Below are 19,604 nucleotides of genomic sequence, written 5' to 3' on the forward strand. Positions count from 1 at the left end.
AAATACTACGTATATTGAAAGCCGAAAATAGTCTAGTGATGATGGCAAAGAGGTCACACCCGTTCCCATACCGAACACGGAAGTTAAGCTCTTTAGCGCCGATGGTAGTTGGGGGCTTCCCCCTGTGAGAGTAGGACGTCGCTAGGCACAAAGCAGCCACTGAGAAATCAGTGGTTTTTTTATTATTTCAAAACTCAGTAATAAACCCCTAAAAAATGTTAAAATTTAATTGATCTTAATGAACAATTAAAGGGGTGTATTAAAATGGCAACAGGGTTATATAGTGAAAATGTTCAAATTGAAAAAGCAAAGCTACAGGAGTTTATTCAAAATAAAGAGCAATGGGCTGTACTAATACCCGGTTATTTACATCATGAATTTCCGAATGAACAAAATATGATTTGGGTATTTAAAGGGGATTTTGGCATTATCCAAAAAGCTGTAAAGGTTGAGCTTAAGAACAAGGAGGCAAATCCTAATCAAGTTATGTTTGATTTGGTAGGCTTGTCAGATCCGATAAACGGTGACGGTTACTTTGAAATTACACAAAATCAAGACGGTACATGTCAGTTAGTAGGCAATTTAACAATGAAGGCAAGTGGTTTCTTAGCGGGGATGATGAATCCAATTTTAGAAAAGTTTGTACCGCAATTAGTAGAACAGCTAGTACAAGAGATGGCTATAAAGGCTAGTATCTAGTATCTTGATAGAGAGACTGGCGTTAAGTACATTTTAGAATAGTTTAGAAGAGTAGAAGGTCATTGCTATTAGGTGCAATGATCTTTTTGTATTCATCAGCAAAAGTAGTCCGAGATGACATTATATTAAAATGTTTACGAGTCGGAACTGAAATCACTCTTACGTTATTCGCACTTATTATCTGGAATAACTTGACATATTATTTTATAAAGTTAAAATTTGAGTAAACACTCAAAAAAAGCGGTGGTGAAAGGTTTGATCTCAAAGAAGAATAGAATTTTGGAAGCGTCATTAGAACTTTTTACTAAAAAGGGCTTTACCGCAACGACTACTAAAGAAATAGCATTAAAGAGCGGAGTAGCAGAAGGGCTTATATTTTATTATTTTAAAGATAAAAATGAACTTCTTAATTATCTTATTCGTGAATTTTCATTTATTGGCTCTCTACAAAATGAGATAAAAGAGCTTTCAAAAATGGAGCCGTATCCAGCTTTAATTAAAATTGGCCATTTATATGCCAATTTTTTATCACATAATAAAAGCTTTTTAACTTTTATTTGGTCCCCAGAAATAGTACAGAACACGAATGTTAGTAAGGATATTGAGGTTTTTATCAACACAATGGGAGAACAAGTCAGTTCATTTTTGATGAGAGCTTCTTCATGTACTGTAGAAAAAAAGACAATAGAAACAGCAGCTTCAATGTTTCTTTCAACAATTTTAACGCATGTTTTAGTTGAAGAAAGAAAAACAGATAAAATGCCAATTGAAAATAATCATTATATTGAAGAGATAGCTATGGTTATTTTAAAAGGAATTCAAAATTCGGACGCATTTGATTATCTATAGCGAAAGTGACAGCGTTGGAAATTGATATAAGTTGATTGGAGTGAAGATCGGGCGCCCCCCATGAAAGCACCCAGTCGGAATGGAAATCAACCACACTTTATGATGAGAGCTATTTTTGGGGAAACATTTGAGTGATTACTCAATATATTTTATAAAGGAGGAATCATTATGGCACAATGGGTAGGCATGCAAACACTTATTTGGCTATTCCCTATCATGTTTATTCTTCATGATTTTGAGGAAATCATTATGGTTGAAAAGTGGCTAAATAAGAATTCTACAATTTTGTACGAAAGATTGCCGAAAAAAATTGCTGATCGAGTTATGAAACAGTTCTCGATGTCGACAGCGCAGTTTGCGGTAGCAGTAATCGTAATATTCATGTTTGTAAGTAGTTCCACATTTGTGGCAAATCAGTATGTGAATCAAGGGCCATTTGGAGATATCTACTTTTTTACTGTTGTTACGCTAACCTACTTTCTGCATGCGTTTACACACCTTGCACAGTCAATATTTCTTCGTTCCATTACACCCGGTGCACTCACATCTTTGATAATCGTCATTCCATACAGTTTCATTTTGTATCATTCGTTATTAGTCAATAAAGTCATAACTTGGAACATTATTTTTATTTGCTTACCGTTTTGTCTTTTATTGATCCCTATTGCATTACTGGCACATTGGATCGGGAAAAAGGTTATCTGAATTTCACCTTATTTATATTCCATTCGGCAAATGTTTTAGTAACGTAAGTGTTATAATTAACTAAGAATATAACGGAAATGGGTGTTTTGTTTTGCAAAAGAAAAAGCCGATTGTAGAAGGGTTAGAGCGCTTTCGACAACAACAAAATATTTCCTTTCACGTCCCAGGGCATAAGCATGGAGAACTATCCCATCTTCCTCAGCCCTTTAAAGATGTAATGCGGTATGATGTGACTGAATTATCAGGTCTTGATGACTTACATCACCCGGAGGAAATAATATTAGAGGCAGAAAACTTATTGGCAGATACATATGGGGCGATGAAAAGTTTCTTTTTAGTGGGTGGATCTACAGTTGGCAATTTAGCGATGATTTATGCCACATGTAAAAAAGGTGATACGATTATTGTTCAACGTAATGCACATAAGTCTATATTTCACGCAATTGAGCTTGTTGGAGCAAAGCCTGTATTCGTTTCCCCGCTATGGGATGAACGTACATTAACTGCAACCCATGTTTCTTATAAAGATTTAAAAGATGCAATTGATGATTATCCAGAGGCCCGTGCTGTCGTTTTAACGTATCCTACTTATTATGGTATGACATCTAAAGAAATGCAGCAGCAGATTGCGTATTGTCATGAGAAAGGTATTCCTGTTTTAGTGGATGAAGCACATGGAGCCCATTTTAGTGCATGTACCTTGTTTCAACCATCAGCATTGACATTTGGTGCAGACGTAGTAGTACAGTCTGCGCATAAAACATTGCCTGCTATGACAATGGCATCCTTTATGCATGTTAATTCTAACTTAATCGATGTCGATAAAATAAATCACTATTTACGAATGCTTCAATCTAGTAGTCCATCCTATCTTTTATTGGCTTCTTTAGATGATGCACGCTATTATATACAGACATATATGGAGAGTGATGGTGCATATATAATAGAAAAAAGGAATCAATGGATAGAGGCATTACGAGCGATTGGCTCTTTGGAAGTTATTGAGGTAGACGACCCTATAAAATTATTGTTACGTGTTGATGGTTATAGCGGTTTTCAATTACAAGAAGCGTTAGAAGCAAAGCACGTATATGCAGAACTAGCAGATGCGAATCAAGTGTTGCTTGTGCTACCTTTGTTGAAACGTGGGCATAACTATCCATTTGCAGAAATACGTGTCCGTATTAAGGATGCTGTAACATTGTTATTAAGTATACCAAAGGCGGAAACAATAACTGTTTCACAAACAGCCTATAATTTTGTGGCAATTACGGAACCAGCCTATACATTTGATGAAATTGAAAAGTCGGAAAAAGAATGGTTACCGTATATGCGAACAATAGGACGTATCTCTGCTAGTATGATTATTCCTTATCCACCAGGTATTCCATTGCTTGTTCCGGGCGAAAAAATAACAATAGCAAAGCTTAGCCAGCTAGAGGAGTTACTGGCTAGTGGTGCAACGTTCCAAGGAAATCACCGTTTAGAAGAAAAAATGATTGAGATCATTAAATAGTTGGAGGCAATAACAGCATGAATTGCAATTTATTTATTACATTTGAAGGTCCAGAGGGTGCTGGAAAAACAACAGTCATTCAAAAAATAGCCGAGCGACTTGCAGAAGAAAATATCGATGTATTAGCAACGAGAGAACCTGGTGGTATTGAAATTGCTGAGAAAATTAGAAGTATTATTTTAAACCCTGAACATACAGCTATGGATGAGCGTACAGAAGCATTATTATACGCAGGGGCGAGAAGTCAGCATTATTTTGAAAAAGTAAGACCCGCGTTGGATGCTGGTAAAATGGTTATTTGTGATCGATTTATCGATTCCTCATTAGCATACCAAGGATATGCACGTGGTATCGGCGTTGATGAAGTGTTATCTATTAATGAGTTTGCAATCGGCAAGAAGTTGCCCGATATGACAATATTATTTGACCTTGCACCAGAGGTTGGTTTGGCACGGATTCATGCTCATGGAGATCGAGAAGTAAATCGCTTAGATGTTGAAAGTTTAGCTTTTCATAAGAAGGTACGAGAAGGATATTTACAGTTAGTGGAGCGTTACCCTGAGCGTATACATGTCGTCAATGCGGACCAAAATATTGAGCGTGTTGTTGAAGATGTATGGTCATTAATATATGAAGCAATACAGTAAATGCATGAAGTTGTCTACCACAATGTGATATAATGGTAACATCTATAATCATTCGGTAAATGTCTTCTACGCGAAAGCGGAGCGACAGCAGCTGAATGCGGATATTGTTCCTATTCAGTAGATATTCAAACAACTACTGAAATAGGGGAACTCTGGCGTATGTCACGGAATCGGAAAGGAGTGCTTTGTGCAAGCACGAAGCCAAATCCGGACACAATTATGCCTCGGCATAATTGATAAAAGGTAACTAAATTTTTTTTAGATGAATTTTATCGAAGGGGTGAGTGCGAATGAAGTTAGTCGTAGCTGTAGTGCAAGATCAGGATAGCAGCCGCTTATCGAATGCTTTAACGAAAAATCAGTTTCGCGCAACTAAATTAGCGAGCACAGGAGGATTTTTACGCTCTGGAAATACGACGTTCCTTATTGGGACGGAAGACTCTCTCATACCCAAAGTTTTAGATATTATTCGTGATAATTGTCGAGCACGAGAACAAATGGTTGCCCCTGTTTCGCCATTAGGTGGGAATACAGATTCCTATATACCTTATCCTGTAGAGGTAGAGGTAGGAGGAGCGACAGTTTTTGTATTACCAATTGAACAGTTTCATCATTTTTAACTTCTTTCAGCAAGTGTTTTCGTAACGTAAGTGAAACGGCGTACAGAAGTCTCCCGCCTCTATAGGTTGTGAGATGAAATGCGGGTTTAGATTACTTTTCAGCGGGTGTACAAACATCCGCTGAAATAGAGGAACTCAGCCTAAGAACGCCACATCCTGTGGCAATGACTGAGTGACCAACTTCGTGCTGTTGCCGCTGCCGCTTCGCTTTCGCGCAGATAAAACCCTTTTGCTGTCGCTACGCTTTCGCGCAAAAAACATTTGTTGGCCTAAAGCCTCCGGCGGATGTTACGGAAATCGGAAAGAAGTTCTTTGTGCAAGCACAATATATGTATTTGATAAAGAAAGCAAGTGGGGGCGAAACAGCTTGAAGATCAATCAAGATATACGTGTCGGGTTAAATACTAATCGTAAAGAGCCACTGCATAACAATAATCAAAATAACCGATTTGGAGATATGGTCGTCAAGCAAGGAACCAAATTACAGACTGAACAGCTTACACGTTTGCTAGGGGATATTTCTACTGCAGGTGATCGTGTTGCAAGATCACGTAATTTACGAGAACTTGCTCGTTTTAAAATGCTAGTTAAACGATTCCTACAAGAAACGGTAGAGCATGGAATGGATTTAAAGCAATCACATACATGGAATCGTTTTGGTGAAGGGAGACGCTTAAAAATAATTGAAACTATTGATACGCGTCTTGTAGAGCTTGCGCAAGATATTTTAGATGAAGAAAAGGAAGCAATTGACCTTCTAGATAAAATCGGTGAGATTAAAGGCTTATTAATTAATTTGTATATGTAAAACCCGTGTCTCGTTCTCTTGTAGGCGCGGGCTTTTTTCAAATCTATTCAGCAGCCAAATTTTTTTTGCTGAATGACATGAAACTAATCTATCTGTTCTAAAACCGCAGATATTTCTGTACTAAAATTGAGCAATAGGAAACAATTATGCTATAAGTGTAATTGTTATAGGAAGGAATTTTAATATATGGCCAAGAATGTTGAAGAGCTATTCACACTACAACCAGTCGTAATGAAGCAGCTTCAAACGATTTTTGACAAAAATAGATTAGCGCATGCATACATTTTTGATGGCGAAAAAGGGACAGGCAAAGTAGATATTATGCAGTTTTTTGTCAAGTTAATGCTATGCGAGCAACCAAATCAAAATGTTCCATGTGAAACATGTCGAAATTGCAGACGTGTTGATTCTGGTAATCATCCAAATATTCATCAAATTTATCCAGAAGGTCAATTTATAAAAATTGATCAAATACGTGAACTAATTGCAGAAATGAAGATGATGGGTGTGGAAGAGGGACGTAAGATTTATGTACTTCATCATGCAGACCGTCTCAATATTGCATCTGCAAACATGATACTTAAATTTTTAGAGGAACCAGAGGGTGAAGTAACTGCAATTTTGTTAACGGAGCAAATGCAGTCAATTTTACCAACGATTCGTTCTCGCTGCCAGCATATTAAATTTCAAAAAATGCCTCGACACATATTATTAAAGCATTTGCAAGAAAACAACATTTCTTACTCAATGGCTTCTACAGTAAGCATGATGACGAACGAGCTCGAAACAGCTATGATTTTAGCAAATGATGAGCAGTTTGCACATGCTCGAAAAACAGTGTTAAAATTAGTAGAGGCAATTCGTCAGAATGTACATGAGGCAATGCTTGTTGTACATGAAGAATGGTTGCCACTGTTTAAAGAAAAGGGCGAGATGGAGCAGGCATTAGATTTACTACTATTTGCTTACCGTGATATAGTGTCAATAAAAGCTAATCCCGAAGCAGCTTGTACTTACCCAGACATGTTACAAACATTTAAAGAAGCTGCGCTACATTCGACTTATGAACGTCTATCTAGTCAAATGGAATCTATTTTACAGGCACGTTCATCTTTACAGCGTAACATGAATAGGACGTTAATGATGGAGCAGTTAATGCTAAATCTGCAGGAGGGATATACATTTGTATAATGTAGTGGGAGTCCGTTTTAAAAAAGCGGGTAAAATATATTATTTTGATCCAGCATCATATCTACTAGAGGACAGTCAATATGTCATTGTAGAGACAGCTCGCGGTGTAGAATATGGTAAAGTAGTTGTCCCTCAAAAGGTTGTTGAGGATAATGATGTTGTATTACCACTTAAACAAGTTCTACGACCAGCGGATGAACGTGATCGTATCCAAGTAGAGGAAAATGCTGCCGAATCAAAGCGCGCATTTGAACTAGCAAGTACAAAAATCATTGAGCATAATTTAGAAATGAAGCTCGTTGATGTTGAATATACATTTGATCGTAATAAAATCATCTTTTATTTTACGGCTGAAGGACGCGTTGATTTCAGAGATCTTGTAAAAGATCTAGCGTCGATTTTTAGAACACGTATCGAACTTCGCCAAATTGGTGTACGTGATGAAGCGAAGTTGTTAGGTGGCATTGGTCCATGTGGCCGTATGCTGTGCTGCTCAACTTTTTTAGGAGATTTTGAGCCAGTTTCTATTAAAATGGCTAAAGATCAAAACTTATCTTTAAATCCATCCAAAATTTCAGGTCTTTGCGGTCGTTTAATGTGCTGCTTGAAGTATGAAAATGATGAATATGAAGAAGCAAAAGAGGGCATGCCAGACGTTGGTGAAATGACGATGACACCAGATGGCCGTGGTAAAGTTGTAGGTTTAAATGTACTGGAAAGAATCATTCAAGTATATTTACAAGAGCAGGAGCGCACAGTCGAGTATACATTAGAAGAACTGCTAGCATGCGAAAAAAATCTTATTTAAGATAGAGAATTGGACGAGGTGGCTTGGGTGAAGGACCGTAATTTCTTAGATACCGTTATGGAGTTCGAACAACAGCTCGAAGCAATGCAGGAGCAATTTGGTGCATTGAAACAATTTGTAGCGTTAATGATGGAGGAGCATAAGGCACTCGAAACAGAAAATCATCACCTTCGTACACGTCTAGAAGAACTACTTTCTAATGAAAACTCTGTACAGGCTACTGATGAGAAGAAAGAGAATCCGTTAGATATTGGCGAGGGTTATGATAACCTAGCACGTTTATACCAAGAAGGCTTCCATGTTTGTCATGTTCATTTCGGAAGTTCCCGTAAAGGTGAAGACTGTCTGTTTTGTCTATCATTTTTAAATAAACAAAATGTGTAATAGAAGGCTGATTCCCACTATGGTGGTGTCAGTCTTTTGTTTTGTATAGTAGGAGGAAGAAACATGGAAAATTGGTTGAAGGGTGACGAACGATTAGACTATTTATTGGCTGAGAATTTACGTATTATTCAAAGTCCATCTGTCTTTTCGTTTTCATTGGATGCAGTGCTACTTTCGAAATTTGTCAATGTCCCATATCATAAAGGGAAAATTGTTGATTTGTGCTCAGGTAATGGTGTAATTCCACTTTTTCTAAGTGCCAGAACAAAGGGACATATTACAGGAGTAGAAATTCAACCACGTTTATTTGATATGGCTGAGCGCAGTATCCGTTACAATAAGTTAGAAGAACAAATTCATATGGTCCTTGGTGATGTGAAGGAAATTCCTAAGAAGCTTGGTATTGAAAAATATGATGTTGTAACCTGTAATCCACCATATTTTTTAGCACATGAGGCTAGTGATAAAAATTTAAGTGAGCATTACGCTATTGCACGTCATGAACTATATTTAACGTTAGAGGAAGCAATACAATCAGCAAGTAAATTGTTAAAACAAGGCGGAAAGGCAGCATTTGTTCACCGTCCTGGTCGATTACTAGATATTGTTACAGCAATGCGTGCAAATCGTTTAGAGCCTAAACGTATTCAACTGATTTACCCGAAAGAAGGTAAGGAGGCCAATACACTATTAATAGAAGGAATTAAAGACGGTAAGCCTGATCTGAAAATATTACCGCCCCTGTATGTTTATAATGCGAATAATGAATATACAGCAGAAGTGAGAGAAATCCTTTATGGAAAAGAACAATAGCCATTATTTTTATGTGTTAGAGTGTGCCGATCAATCCTTTTATGCTGGCTACACGAATAATGTAGACAGGCGTGTCGATGTACATAATGCTGGTAAGGGAGCAAAATATACGAGAGCGCGAGGACCAGTTGAATGTATTTATGTAGAGGAATTCGATACAAAACAAGAGGCGATGCGTGCAGAATATTCTTTTAAACAGCTAACACGGAAGCAAAAAATGAAATATATAGGGAGGGAAGACGCATGAAATCTCAGAAAAGTACAATGCACGGTCATACAGGTTGTCTATATTTAGTGGCAACACCTATTGGCAACCTAGAGGATATGAGTGTACGTGCGCTACGTATTTTAAAGGAAGCAGATATTATTGCTGCGGAGGATACACGTAATACAAAGAAGCTATGCAACTACTTTGATATAGAAACACCACTGATAAGCTATCATGAACATAATTTAGAGGTGGGGGGAGAAAAGCTATTAACTTTCTTACGTGAAGGAAAAACAGTCGCATTAGTTAGTGATGCTGGTCTACCTTGTATTTCCGATCCTGGTGCAGATATAGTCGAAAAAGCAATCGAGCAAGACTTTCCAGTTGTGCCGGTGCCAGGTCCCAATGCTGCAATATCAGCATTAATCGCTTCTGGATTAACACCGCAGCCTTTTTTCTTTTATGGATTTTTAAATCGAGGTAAAAAGGATCGTCGACAGCAATTAGAGCAACTAAAAAAACGTCAGGAAACCATTTTGTTTTATGAGGCTCCACATCGTATAAAGGACACTTTAAAAGATATGGAAGCTATTCTTGGTAATCGTCGAATCGTATTAGCTCGCGAGTTAACTAAAAAATTCGAAGAGTTTTTACGTGGTACGTTGGCTGAAGCTGTGGAATGGTCACAAACAGAAGAAATTCGAGGGGAATTTTGTATTGTCCTTGAAGGAAACGAGAATGCCGAGGAAGAAAATAGTGAAGAAGCCTATTGGATGACAATGTCTATTGTGGAACACGTCGATTATATTATTAATCAAACAGGTGTTACATCAAAAGAGGCGATAAAAGAAGTAGCGAAACTACGTCAAGTAGCGAAGCGAGAAGTTTATAATGAATACCATAGTTAATGGAAAGAAAGAGGTTGCCTTAATAGGGTGACCTCTTTCTTTGTATATCTATTCAAATAAGTGGCCCATCACCACAGTTCGGAATGACATTTGTTAAAACGCATACCATATATCCGTTGATTGGAGCGGAGTCTAGGCGACTCCTCGGAGATCAGCGATAGAGGAACGAAGACTAAAATCATCACGTCCTGTGATAACGCCTTCGTGACCAACATCTTGTCGCTGCCGCTACGTTACACTACGCTTTCGCACAAAAAACATCTTGTCGCTGCCGCTACGTTGCACTACGCTTTCGCGCAAAAAACTGCTGCTGCCCCAAGCGGGTCTTCGGATGCCCCCAGGAAGTTTTGCTCTGTGCGAAAGCGAAGCGACAGCAACAACAACAACAACAACAAAGCGCCCAGCCGGAACGGAAATCAACTCCACGTTAGATGATGGGCATATAAATCATTTAAATTGATAATAATTGTAAAAAATAGTACCCTTAATCATGAAAGGTCTGACATGGACATTATAAGGGACTTAAGAATTGGTTATATTATATTTAATTGTGTATGCACAAATATCCGCCAAAGCGAAATTGATAAAAACAAAACACCTAAATCACGGTGTTTGATTTAGGTGTATATCAAATTATTTTGTTAAGTTAGATTGGATTTCTTTTACTAACATTTCTGCGCCTTCAGGGCTTAAAATTAATTTGCCTCCAACTAGACGGAAGTTATCATCAGAAACTTCACCAGTTACAGCACATGTCATGTTAGGCATATATTTTTTTAAGATGATTTTGTCATCATCCACATAGATTTCTAAAGCGTCTTTCTCTGCAATACCTAATGTACGGCGAAGTTCGATTGGAATTACTACACGACCTAATTCATCGACTTTACGAACGATTCCTGTTGATTTCATAATTATTTTTCCTCCTAATGTTAAAAAGTTATATTGTATTTCGTCAAATTTCGACATAATTTCTTTGTCTGATAGTTATCATACCAAGTAATGCCATAAACGTCAATTAATTAATACACTAATATTATTGCTTTAAAAAAATTTTTTGAGGAGAAAACAGATATTTTGGTTTTTTTAAAAGGTTTTTATTATATATTTTAATTTATAGTAAAAAAGCTTCTTATTTAAGACATTTAATGGATTGATTCTATCATTCGACATTTTTCGCATACGATAAACTATCAATCAATTATGCCTCGGCATAATTGCGTCCGGAATCGGCTTTGTGCTTGCAGAAAGAGCTCCTTTCCGATTCCGTGACATCCGCCGGAGGCTTTAACTTCTCTCAGCGGGTGTTTGGACATCCGCTGAAAGAAGTTGAAACGAATTTCGTACTTAGTTAGAATAGATAGTATACTGTGAAACAATGGAGGCAGTTCTTGTGAGCGAACAAAACAAAACATTCTATATAACAACCCCTATTTATTACCCAAGTGGGAAATTCCATATCGGTACAGCGTATACAACTGTAGCATCAGATACAATTGCACGTTATAAACGTTTACGTGGTTATGATGTACGTTTCTTAACTGGGATGGATGAGCATGGGCAAAAAATTCAAGAAAAAGCTGCAGAAGCGGGCAAACATCCTCAAGAATACGTGAATGAAATTGCAGATGCTGCGAAAAAACTTTGGGCATTAATGGACATTTCATACGATGACTTTATTCAAACAACGCAAGAGCGTCATACGAAAACTGTCGAAAAGATTTTCCAAAAGTTTTTAGATAATGGCGATATTTATAAAGGTGAGTATGAAGGTTCGTACTGTACGCCATGTGAATCATTCTTTACCGAGACACAATTAGTAGATGGTAACTGTCCAGACTGTGGTCGTCCAGTACACAAAGTTAAAGAGGAATCTTACTTCTTTAATATGAAGAAATACGCAAATCGTCTATTAGCTTATTATGAAGAAAACCTTGATTTCATTGAGCCTGAATCTCGAAAAAATGAAATGATTAATAATTTCATTAAACCAGGGCTAGAAGATTTATCTGTTTCAAGAACTTCATTTGATTGGGGCATTAAAGTTCCTGGAGACCCTAAACATGTAATTTATGTATGGGTAGATGCCTTAACTAACTATATAACTTCATTAGGTTATCTTTCAGAGGATGAAACATTATTCAATAAATATTGGCCAGCAGATGTACATGTAGTTGGTAAAGATATCGTTCGATTCCATACTATTTATTGGCCAATTTTCTTAATGGCACTAGATTTACCACTTCCTAAAAAAATATTTGCCCATGGTTTTATAATGATGAAAGACGGTAAAATGTCTAAATCAAAGGGCAATGTTATTTATCCTGAAATGTTAATAGAACGTTATGGCTTAGATGCGACACGATATTTCCTATTACGTGAGTTACCATTCGGATCTGATGGTGTATTTTCGCCAGAATCTTTTGTTGAACGTACAAACTTCGACTTAGCAAACGATTTAGGCAATTTATTAAATCGTACTATTTCAATGATTAATAAATATTTCGACGGCATTATTCCTACTGAAAATCTTCAGTCGACAGAATTTGATGCAGCTTTAAAAGAGCAGGCTGAATCGGTACGTATTAAATATGAAGAAAGTATGGAAAAAATGCAGTTTAGTGTCGTATTAGCAGACGTATGGACACTTGTTTCGAGAACGAATAAATATATAGATGAAACTCAACCGTGGGTGCTAGCAAAAGAGGAATCAGATAAGCCAAAATTAGGCGCTGTTATGCGAAATTTGGCGGAGAGTTTACACCAAATTGCTGTCATGTTACAACCATTTATGACATCTACTCCCAAACGAATTGTTGAACAGTTAGGCTTGGATGACAAATTCTTAGCATGGGAAACAATTGAAACATTCGGCAATACTATTCCAGCAAACATTAAAGTGGTAGAAAAAGGTATTCCGATTTTCCCTCGTTTAGAGAGTGAAGTTGAAATTGAGTATATTCGTGAAGAAATGCGTGGTTCAGTGAAAACTCCACAAGTGGAAGAAACAAAAGTTGAGCAAAAAGCTGCGGAGATTCCAGAAATTCCTGAAATTACTATTGATGATTTTATGAAAGTTGATTTACGTGTAGCTACTGTAACAGCGTGTGAAACTATTCCGAAGGCAGACAAATTATTAAAGCTTCAAGTGGATCTTGGATATGAGCAACGACAAGTAGTTTCAGGTATTGCAAAGTTTTATTCTCCAGATGAATTAATTGGTCAAAAAGTGATTGTAGTCACTAACTTAAAGCCAGTTAAATTACGCGGTGAATTATCGCAAGGAATGATTCTAGCTGGTGAAAAAGATGGTATTTTAAAATTAGCATCGGTTGATTCGAAACTAGAGAATGGCGCAAAAGTAAAGTAAAAGATTGAAGGAAGGCCTGCTGAATGTAAAAAGTTCAGCAGGCTTTTAAAATCCGTTTTGAAAATAAGCAGTTTATTATTTTGAAATAATTTATACACACTATTCATTAGATTTTTTTGGGTATATAGTAACAAATATGGTGTCCGAGGTTATGAGTAATGTTATAATACTAAATTGTTTGTAACAAAATTGTAACACTGATGAAAAATATGAAATAATAATTTTTAATAAAATCTATGTTAGGAGAATGACGATGTTCATTGATACACATGTACACTTAAATGCAGATCAGTATGAAGACGACTTACAAGAGGTTATAAATAGAGCTCTTGAAGCCAAAGTAGAAACGATGGTTGTTGTTGGTTTCGACCGTAAAACAATAGAGAAAACAATGCAACTGCTTGAACAATATGATTTTGTTTATGGTGTCATTGGTTGGCACCCGGTTGACGCCATTGATTGTACAGAACAGGATTTAAATTGGATTGAGGAATTAGCAGCACATCCAAAAATAGTGGGTATTGGTGAAACTGGGTTGGACTACTATTGGGATAAATCCCCGAAAGATGTTCAACAAGCACTTTTCCGCAAGCAAATTCATTTAGCGCAAAAGCTGAATTTACCAATCATTATTCATAACAGAGATGCTACTGGAGATGTTGTACAAATTTTACGTGAGGAAAACGCTGCTTCCGTGGGAGGCGTTATGCATTGTTATAGTGGCAGTGTGGAAACCGCACATGAATGTATTGCTATGAATTTTATGATTAGTCTTGGTGGGCCAGTGACATTTAAAAATGCACGAATGCCGAAGGAAGTGGCGACAGAAATACCTTTAGAGCATTTGATGATCGAAACAGATGCACCGTATTTAGCTCCTCATCCATACCGAGGAAAACGTAATGAGCCAGCTTTAGTGCCATTAGTTGCAGAAGAAATTGCCCGTTTAAAAGGATTAACGATTGAGGAAATTGCACAGGTAACGACAGCCAATGCGAAAAAATTTTTTAGGATTGACAATTAACTAGCTGAGATGCCTCCAATACTGGGTTTGTGGTTGGCTAAAAAGGTAATGTCAATTTTCTTTGAAATACATTCGGGTTGACAGTGCCAAATCTAGTACGTATAATCCAACTTTGTATTAAGGAGGCGTTTTTTCATGTCAAATAATTCCATGAAAAACTTGTTCTTAGGATCATTGAGGAGTAAGCAAACAGTGATAAGCATTATTTCACTTGTCCTGTTTGTATCTGTAATTTCATTTGTACTTTATCAAGGTACTAAAAAGTCCGTAACGCTTGATGAGAACGGAGAAACAATCGAAGTAACAACACATGCCAAAACTGTAGAACAATTATTACAAGATCAAAATATAGACGTAGCAGAGCATGACAAAATATCACCCTCTCTGAACACCAAAATTGTTAATGGATTAGCAATTTCATGGGAACAGGCAAAAGAAGTAACTATTTCAGTTGATGGAAATCAGTCAAAAGTTTGGACAACTGAAACACAAGTGAAAGACATTTTGAAAGAAGCAAATATTGAAGTATCAGAGCATGACTCATTAGCACAAGGCCTAGATACAGAAATAGGAGCAGACAACAAGATCGATATTCAAAAAGCGTTTCAAGTATCGCTTGTCGATGGCGTAAACAAGAGACAAGTATGGTCCACTTCGACTACGGTCGCTAACTTTTTAAAACAACAAGGAATTCAACTAAGTGAATTCGATCGTGTCGAGAATAACCTGAAGGACGTAATCACTCCGCAGAGTAAAATCACAGTAGTTCGCGTAGAAAAGGTTATCGATGTAGTGGAAGAATCTTTAGATTTCGCAATTGAAAAGAAGCAGGATGCTTCATTGCAACAGGGAAAACAAAAAGTTGTAACAGCTGGCCAAAAAGGATTAATGACTAAAACGTATGAAGTCGTGAAAGAGAATGGCCAAGTTGTAGCTAAAAATTTACAATCTAAAAACGTTGTAAAAGAATCGAAAAAGCAAGTGGTTGCAGTAGGTACTAAAACTGTAGTAGCTAGTGCAGCGACTGTATCACGTGGTTCATCAGAGCCAGCTAGCGGTAAAGAATTTTATGTAACGGCAACTGCTTATACACCTAATTGTAGCGGCTGCTCGGGGATATCTGCCACTGGCATAAATTTAAAATCAAACTCTGGATTGAAAGTAATTGCTGTAGACCCTTCTGTTATTAAGCTTGGCTCAAAAGTTTGGGTTGAAGGCTATGGAACAGCTATAGCAGGGGATACTGGTGGTGCAATTAAGGGTAATCGTATCGACATACTAGTACAATCTGAATCCCAAGCTAGTAATTGGGGAGTAAGGAAAGTGCGTATTAAAGTATTAAATTAAAAAAATTGTAAAATTAATCAAAATTGTTTTTCACTATTATTAGCTTTCCTGTTTTGACTGGCGGGAAAGCTTTTTTATCTTTTTCAGTAATTTGCTCTGGAGGATAAAACCTAGCTATATCTACATAAAGTAAGCTGTAACGGTAACTGTGCAGTTTACTCGACGGCGAATAGCCGTGTATTTCTGTACAATCGTACAGTGCAGTTGTAAAATGGTCTGAAGATAAGGTAGAAAAGAGGAGCCTTTTTGCAAATAAAAGAAATCATTGTTGTTGAAGGAAAAGATGATACAACAGCTATTAAGCGAGCTGTACAAGCAGATACTATAGAAACAAATGGATCGGCTATTTCAGAGGAAACACTGAAGAGAATTCAACATGCACAGGATAAAAGAGGCGTTATTGTTTTTACTGATCCAGATTATCCAGGACGTCGAATTCGTGCCATTATCGAGGAGCATGTAAAAGGTGTAAAACACGCTTTTTTACCGAAAATCAAAACAATTGCGAAAAACGGTAAAGGACTAGGCATTGAGCATGCAGCAGATGAGGATATACGTGAGGCACTGCAACATGTCTATACCCCTAATGAGGTTGAGACAACTACAGATGATATCACTCTCGAAGATTTAATGACGGCACGTTTAATTGGCCATCCACAGGCGAAAACTCGTCGTGATCGTCTTGGGGAAATTTTGAATATTGGTGCAACAAACGGTAAACAACTGCATAAAAGATTAAAAATGTTTCAAATCACAGAAGAGCAATTTGGTGCGGCAATCGCACAGTTAGATCAGGAGGAAAACGATGCATAAGGATATTGCAACACCAATTAGAACACAGGAAATTTTAAAAAAATATGGATTTTCATTTAAAAAAAGCTTAGGTCAAAATTTTTTAATCGATCCGAACATTTTACGAAATATTGTTAGTCATGCAAATTTAACAGAAAATAGTGGTGCAATCGAAGTTGGTCCTGGCATTGGAGCATTAACAGAGCATTTAGCAAGAAGTGCAAAAAAGGTCGTATCTTTTGAAATTGATCAGCGATTATTACCTGTATTAGAAGATACACTTAGCCCATATAATAATGTAACTATTGTACATTCAGATGTTTTAAAGGCAGATGTTGCTAAGGTAATTCAAGAAGAGATGCCAGGTATTGAGGATATTATGGTTGTAGCGAATTTACCTTATTATGTGACGACTCCAATTTTAATGAAATTACTCAATGATCGTTTGCCAATTCGCGGTTTTGTTGTCATGATGCAAAAAGAGGTTGCAGATCGTATTACGGCTAAACCTGGAACGAAGGAATACGGTTCTTTATCAATTGCGATTCAATATTATGTAAAGGCTGACATTGCCATGACGGTACCGAAAACAGTTTTTATGCCTCAGCCAAATGTGGATTCTGCAGTGATCCGTCTTATTAAGCATGATGAACCACCAGTAAAAGTGATTGATGAGGATTTTTTATTCGTTGTTACTCGTGCGTCGTTTGTACAACGACGAAAAACAATCTTCAATAATTTACAATCAGGTTTACCAAATGGTAAGGTACACAAGGAAAAAATTATGGATGCTTTAAAAGCAGTAAATATTGAACCAACACGTCGAGGAGAAACTCTAACCATTCAAGAGTTTGGAAAATTAGCCGATGCACTATACCCTACATTTGCAAAGTAAAAAATTTTTGTTAACTTTTTTGAGTATAAAAAAAAAAACATGTGTTTTTTATGAAAAATAAGTTGACAATATTTATTAGAGGCTGATAAAATATTATATTTTGTTGACATTTTTGGGCGAATCGCTTATACTGTTTAGTAGTGAGGTGTAAGCGAAAATGCCAAAAACTTTAGCGGACATTAAAAAGTCGTTGGATTGTCATTTGGGTAAACGTTTGCAGTTAAGAGCAAACGGAGGTCGCAAGAAAACGGTCGAGTGTGCAGGGGTATTGCGTGAGACATATCGTGCTATCTTTGTAGTTGAGCTTGATCAAGAAGACAATACGTGCAAGCGCGTATCGTATAGTTACACAGATATTTTAACTGAAGCAGTAGAGATTACATTTTTAGACGAGGCAAAAGCTGCTATCGCAAAATAGTTTCTAGTACTTATTTCTATATTTTGAAACACTCATGTATGTAAAAAACTACATGAGTGTTTTGCGTTTTCTGGGACATACTAAAATCGTCAGTTGTTTAAGGAGGAGTTTATATGCCTAGAAAAGGTATCATGTCACCTCGTTTAAAAGAAGAGATCGCTAAAGAACTTGGATTTTATGATGTTGTGCAACGAGAAGGCTGGGGCGGCATAAAAGCTCGAGACGCCGGTAATATGGTCAAACGTGCCATCGAAATGGCTGAAAGAGCAAGTAGTGAGCAAGAGAATAATAAGTAGCCTCTTTGTGAAAATAGACCACTTATTATTTTGAAACTTCATTTCGCAGGGATGAAAACTTCCTGTAAACACAACAACACAACTGACGAAAGAGAACCGTTACACCAAATAGGGGTATACGGTTCTTTTTTTCCATTTTCGCTTTCCCGTTATGGTAAAATAAAATGAATAATCTTGTGAAAGATGAACAACAGGTTTATCTTCATTCAGAAATTGTTTTATATAGTTAAAGCCTCCGGCGGATGTCACAGAATCGGAAAGGAGTCCTTTGTGCAAGCACAAAGCCGATTCCGGACGCAATTATGCCGAGGCATAATTAATAATTAGGAGCATTGTTTATCTGTGCGAAGGCGAAGCGTCAGCCAATTGCGCTAATGCGTAATTGATAAGTGTAGCTATTAAGGAGGAAGAAAGATGCTTTATGTAAAGGCGCCTGCAAAAATAAATTTAACATTAGATGTGCTTTATAAAAGACCGGATAATTATCATGAAGTAGAAATGGTCATGACAACTGTGGATTTAGCTGATCGTATTTGTCTGGAATCTCGAGAAGATGGCGTAATTGAAATAATTTCGACTGATAATTTCGTGCCAAATGATCACCGTAATTTTGCTTATCAAGCAGCGCGTCTAGTTAAAGATACATACGGCATTGGACAAGGTGTATCCATTACTATAGAGAAGGAAATACCAATCGCTGCAGGGTTAGCGGGTGGCAGTAGCGATGCGGCTGCTACACTGAAGGGTTTAAATGAGCTGTGGAATTTAGGGTTATCTATAGATGAGTTAGCTGAATTAGGTTCGAAAATTGGTTCAGATGTTTCGTTTTGTGTCTACGGTGGCACAGCATTAGCAACGGGGCGTGGCGAAAAAATTCAGGAATTGCCTGCACCACCAAACTGTTGGGTAGTCTTAGCTAAGCCTAAAATAGGTGTCTCTACTGCAGAAGTGTATGGAGGATTAAAGGTTGAAGGGTTAGAACATCCAAATACAAAGCAAATGATTCAAGCTATTGACACGGAAGATTATGAGCTATTATGTAAATCATTAGGAAATGTTTTGGAAAGTGTAACATTTAAGCTACATCCAGAAGTAATCATGTTAAAGGAACAGATGAAGCGCTTTGGAGCAGATGCAACATTAATGAGTGGAAGCGGTCCGACGGTGTTTGGATTAGTGGATAGTGAAGCTAGAGTGAGCCGTATTTATAATGGTTTACGTGGTTTTTGCGAAGAAGTATATGCAGTTCGGATTTTAGGTGAGCGAAATACGCTTGCTTAAAACCGCAAGTTTATGTTAATTTTAC

Annotated in this window: 24 protein-coding genes and 1 rRNA gene; 23 read left to right on the forward strand and 2 right to left on the reverse strand. The window is 37.2% G+C overall.

From position 1 onward, the window contains the following. Nucleotides 1-31 precede the first annotated feature (31 nt). From rrf to AC1DCY_RS20530, 7 genes are all read left to right on the forward strand, one after another. Nucleotides 32-147 (forward strand): 5S ribosomal RNA (rrf, locus tag AC1DCY_RS20500). Nucleotides 148-264: 117 nt separating this feature from the next. Beyond that, on the forward strand, nucleotides 265-699 hold the full coding sequence (locus AC1DCY_RS20505; protein ID WP_477353204.1) for an SRPBCC domain-containing protein: 435 nt from the start codon (nucleotides 265-267) through the stop codon (nucleotides 697-699). A 279-nt stretch (nucleotides 700-978) separates the two neighbouring features. After that, entirely contained in the window at nucleotides 979-1,548 is a 570-nt protein-coding gene (locus AC1DCY_RS20510; protein ID WP_477353206.1) for a TetR/AcrR family transcriptional regulator, read from the forward strand. 168 nt (nucleotides 1,549-1,716) lie between these two features. Next, entirely contained in the window at nucleotides 1,717-2,253 is a 537-nt protein-coding gene (locus tag AC1DCY_RS20515) for an HXXEE domain-containing protein (RefSeq protein ID WP_477353208.1), read from the forward strand. A gap of 91 nt (nucleotides 2,254-2,344) precedes the next feature. Further along, nucleotides 2,345-3,769 carry an aminotransferase class I/II-fold pyridoxal phosphate-dependent enzyme gene (locus AC1DCY_RS20520; RefSeq protein WP_477353210.1) on the forward strand — a complete coding sequence of 475 codons (1,425 nt, stop codon included), beginning with the start codon at nucleotides 2,345-2,347 and terminating at the stop codon, nucleotides 3,767-3,769. Nucleotides 3,770-3,786: 17 nt separating this feature from the next. Beyond that, the gene (gene tmk, locus AC1DCY_RS20525) at nucleotides 3,787-4,416 is read left to right on the forward strand and encodes a dTMP kinase (RefSeq protein ID WP_049667341.1); all 630 of its coding nucleotides are present in this window, start codon (nucleotides 3,787-3,789) and stop codon (nucleotides 4,414-4,416) included. Between the two features lie 290 nt (nucleotides 4,417-4,706). Next, the gene (locus AC1DCY_RS20530; protein WP_049667342.1) at nucleotides 4,707-5,036 is read left to right on the forward strand and encodes a cyclic-di-AMP receptor; all 330 of its coding nucleotides are present in this window, start codon (nucleotides 4,707-4,709) and stop codon (nucleotides 5,034-5,036) included. Between the two features lie 135 nt (nucleotides 5,037-5,171). On the opposite strand, the gene AC1DCY_RS20535 is transcribed toward AC1DCY_RS20530, so the two are convergent. Further along, on the reverse strand, nucleotides 5,172-5,297 hold the full coding sequence (locus AC1DCY_RS20535; protein ID WP_477353212.1) for a hypothetical protein: 126 nt from the start codon (nucleotides 5,295-5,297) through the stop codon (nucleotides 5,172-5,174). Nucleotides 5,298-5,403: 106 nt separating this feature from the next. On the opposite strand from AC1DCY_RS20535, the gene AC1DCY_RS20540 reads away from it, so the two are divergent. The 8 genes from AC1DCY_RS20540 (at nucleotide 5,404) to AC1DCY_RS20575 (ending at nucleotide 10,616) form a co-directional block, all read left to right on the forward strand. Next, on the forward strand, nucleotides 5,404-5,844 hold the full coding sequence (locus AC1DCY_RS20540; RefSeq protein WP_132364275.1) for a YaaR family protein: 441 nt from the start codon (nucleotides 5,404-5,406) through the stop codon (nucleotides 5,842-5,844). Between the two features lie 186 nt (nucleotides 5,845-6,030). Then, nucleotides 6,031-7,035: a DNA polymerase III subunit delta' gene (holB, locus tag AC1DCY_RS20545; RefSeq protein ID WP_477353214.1), complete on the forward strand. Its 1,005-nt coding sequence runs from the start codon at nucleotides 6,031-6,033 to the stop codon at nucleotides 7,033-7,035. Further along, entirely contained in the window at nucleotides 7,028-7,843 is an 816-nt protein-coding gene (locus AC1DCY_RS20550; protein WP_477353216.1) for a PSP1 domain-containing protein, read from the forward strand. The genes holB and AC1DCY_RS20550 overlap by 8 nt, the downstream gene beginning before the upstream one ends. A gap of 27 nt (nucleotides 7,844-7,870) precedes the next feature. Next, nucleotides 7,871-8,227: a DNA replication initiation control protein YabA gene (gene yabA, locus AC1DCY_RS20555; protein WP_477353218.1), complete on the forward strand. Its 357-nt coding sequence runs from the start codon at nucleotides 7,871-7,873 to the stop codon at nucleotides 8,225-8,227. A gap of 63 nt (nucleotides 8,228-8,290) precedes the next feature. Beyond that, on the forward strand, nucleotides 8,291-9,040 hold the full coding sequence (locus tag AC1DCY_RS20560; protein WP_477353219.1) for a tRNA1(Val) (adenine(37)-N6)-methyltransferase: 750 nt from the start codon (nucleotides 8,291-8,293) through the stop codon (nucleotides 9,038-9,040). Further along, nucleotides 9,024-9,287 (forward strand): GIY-YIG nuclease family protein, encoded by a 264-nt coding sequence (locus AC1DCY_RS20565; protein WP_477353221.1) that lies wholly within the window; start codon nucleotides 9,024-9,026, stop codon nucleotides 9,285-9,287. Before AC1DCY_RS20560 ends, AC1DCY_RS20565 begins: the two co-directional genes overlap by 17 nt. Beyond that, on the forward strand, nucleotides 9,284-10,156 hold the full coding sequence (gene rsmI / locus AC1DCY_RS20570) for a 16S rRNA (cytidine(1402)-2'-O)-methyltransferase (protein WP_477353223.1): 873 nt from the start codon (nucleotides 9,284-9,286) through the stop codon (nucleotides 10,154-10,156). The genes AC1DCY_RS20565 and rsmI overlap by 4 nt, the downstream gene beginning before the upstream one ends. A gap of 331 nt (nucleotides 10,157-10,487) precedes the next feature. Then, nucleotides 10,488-10,616 (forward strand): hypothetical protein, encoded by a 129-nt coding sequence (locus AC1DCY_RS20575; RefSeq protein WP_477353225.1) that lies wholly within the window; start codon nucleotides 10,488-10,490, stop codon nucleotides 10,614-10,616. 173 nt (nucleotides 10,617-10,789) lie between these two features. Here the strand turns inward: AC1DCY_RS20575 and AC1DCY_RS20580 are convergent, their stop codons facing one another. Continuing rightward, on the reverse strand, nucleotides 10,790-11,068 hold the full coding sequence (locus AC1DCY_RS20580; protein ID WP_276563222.1) for an AbrB/MazE/SpoVT family DNA-binding domain-containing protein: 279 nt from the start codon (nucleotides 11,066-11,068) through the stop codon (nucleotides 10,790-10,792). A 481-nt stretch (nucleotides 11,069-11,549) separates the two neighbouring features. Between AC1DCY_RS20580 and metG the strand changes: the two genes are divergently transcribed. The 8 genes from metG (at nucleotide 11,550) to ispE (ending at nucleotide 19,579) form a co-directional block, all read left to right on the forward strand. Then, nucleotides 11,550-13,526 (forward strand): methionine--tRNA ligase, encoded by a 1,977-nt coding sequence (gene metG / locus AC1DCY_RS20585; RefSeq protein ID WP_477353228.1) that lies wholly within the window; start codon nucleotides 11,550-11,552, stop codon nucleotides 13,524-13,526. A gap of 253 nt (nucleotides 13,527-13,779) precedes the next feature. After that, entirely contained in the window at nucleotides 13,780-14,550 is a 771-nt protein-coding gene (locus AC1DCY_RS20590; protein ID WP_477353230.1) for a TatD family hydrolase, read from the forward strand. A gap of 135 nt (nucleotides 14,551-14,685) precedes the next feature. After that, on the forward strand, nucleotides 14,686-15,897 hold the full coding sequence (locus tag AC1DCY_RS20595) for a ubiquitin-like domain-containing protein (RefSeq protein ID WP_477353231.1): 1,212 nt from the start codon (nucleotides 14,686-14,688) through the stop codon (nucleotides 15,895-15,897). Nucleotides 15,898-16,143: 246 nt separating this feature from the next. Further along, nucleotides 16,144-16,710, forward strand: coding sequence for a ribonuclease M5 (rnmV, locus tag AC1DCY_RS20600; protein ID WP_477353233.1), 567 nt, complete (start codon nucleotides 16,144-16,146; stop codon nucleotides 16,708-16,710). Then, nucleotides 16,703-17,584 (forward strand): 16S rRNA (adenine(1518)-N(6)/adenine(1519)-N(6))-dimethyltransferase RsmA, encoded by an 882-nt coding sequence (gene rsmA, locus AC1DCY_RS20605; RefSeq protein ID WP_402934777.1) that lies wholly within the window; start codon nucleotides 16,703-16,705, stop codon nucleotides 17,582-17,584. The genes rnmV and rsmA overlap by 8 nt, the downstream gene beginning before the upstream one ends. A 157-nt stretch (nucleotides 17,585-17,741) precedes the next feature. Beyond that, nucleotides 17,742-18,002, forward strand: a complete 261-nt coding sequence (veg, locus tag AC1DCY_RS20610) for a biofilm formation stimulator Veg (protein ID WP_049667356.1) — start codon at nucleotides 17,742-17,744, stop codon at nucleotides 18,000-18,002. A 113-nt stretch (nucleotides 18,003-18,115) separates the two neighbouring features. After that, nucleotides 18,116-18,298, forward strand: coding sequence for a small, acid-soluble spore protein, alpha/beta type (locus tag AC1DCY_RS20615; RefSeq protein ID WP_323651183.1), 183 nt, complete (start codon nucleotides 18,116-18,118; stop codon nucleotides 18,296-18,298). 414 nt (nucleotides 18,299-18,712) lie between these two features. Beyond that, a complete protein-coding gene (gene ispE, locus AC1DCY_RS20620; RefSeq protein ID WP_477353236.1) occupies nucleotides 18,713-19,579 on the forward strand; it encodes a 4-(cytidine 5'-diphospho)-2-C-methyl-D-erythritol kinase in 867 nt (288 codons plus the stop codon). Nucleotides 19,580-19,604: the final 25 nt, after the last annotated feature.

The organism is Lysinibacillus sp. 10T31 (assembly GCF_056394365.1).

What these genes read in the sequence shown, in the direction of transcription:
- AC1DCY_RS20505 (WP_477353204.1), top strand. Translation starts at nt 265, where the DNA reads ATGGCAACAGGGTTATATAGTGAAAATGTTCAAATTGAAAAAGCAAAG.
- AC1DCY_RS20515 (WP_477353208.1), top strand. Translation starts at nt 1,717, where the DNA reads ATGGCACAATGGGTAGGCATGCAAACACTTATTTGGCTATTCCCTATC.
- tmk (WP_049667341.1), top strand. Translation starts at nt 3,787, where the DNA reads ATGAATTGCAATTTATTTATTACATTTGAAGGTCCAGAGGGTGCTGGA.
- AC1DCY_RS20530 (WP_049667342.1), top strand. Translation starts at nt 4,707, where the DNA reads ATGAAGTTAGTCGTAGCTGTAGTGCAAGATCAGGATAGCAGCCGCTTA.
- AC1DCY_RS20535 (WP_477353212.1), bottom strand. Translation starts at nt 5,297, where the DNA reads ATGTTTTTTGCGCGAAAGCGTAGCGACAGCAAAAGGGTTTTATCTGCG.
- holB (WP_477353214.1), top strand. Translation starts at nt 6,031, where the DNA reads ATGGCCAAGAATGTTGAAGAGCTATTCACACTACAACCAGTCGTAATG.
- AC1DCY_RS20560 (WP_477353219.1), top strand. Translation starts at nt 8,291, where the DNA reads ATGGAAAATTGGTTGAAGGGTGACGAACGATTAGACTATTTATTGGCT.
- AC1DCY_RS20565 (WP_477353221.1), top strand. Translation starts at nt 9,024, where the DNA reads ATGGAAAAGAACAATAGCCATTATTTTTATGTGTTAGAGTGTGCCGAT.
- rsmI (WP_477353223.1), top strand. Translation starts at nt 9,284, where the DNA reads ATGAAATCTCAGAAAAGTACAATGCACGGTCATACAGGTTGTCTATAT.
- AC1DCY_RS20575 (WP_477353225.1), top strand. Translation starts at nt 10,488, where the DNA reads ATGCCCCCAGGAAGTTTTGCTCTGTGCGAAAGCGAAGCGACAGCAACA.
- AC1DCY_RS20580 (WP_276563222.1), bottom strand. Translation starts at nt 11,068, where the DNA reads ATGAAATCAACAGGAATCGTTCGTAAAGTCGATGAATTAGGTCGTGTA.
- AC1DCY_RS20590 (WP_477353230.1), top strand. Translation starts at nt 13,780, where the DNA reads ATGTTCATTGATACACATGTACACTTAAATGCAGATCAGTATGAAGAC.
- AC1DCY_RS20595 (WP_477353231.1), top strand. Translation starts at nt 14,686, where the DNA reads ATGTCAAATAATTCCATGAAAAACTTGTTCTTAGGATCATTGAGGAGT.
- rsmA (WP_402934777.1), top strand. Translation starts at nt 16,703, where the DNA reads ATGCATAAGGATATTGCAACACCAATTAGAACACAGGAAATTTTAAAA.
- veg (WP_049667356.1), top strand. Translation starts at nt 17,742, where the DNA reads ATGCCAAAAACTTTAGCGGACATTAAAAAGTCGTTGGATTGTCATTTG.
- AC1DCY_RS20615 (WP_323651183.1), top strand. Translation starts at nt 18,116, where the DNA reads ATGCCTAGAAAAGGTATCATGTCACCTCGTTTAAAAGAAGAGATCGCT.
- ispE (WP_477353236.1), top strand. Translation starts at nt 18,713, where the DNA reads ATGCTTTATGTAAAGGCGCCTGCAAAAATAAATTTAACATTAGATGTG.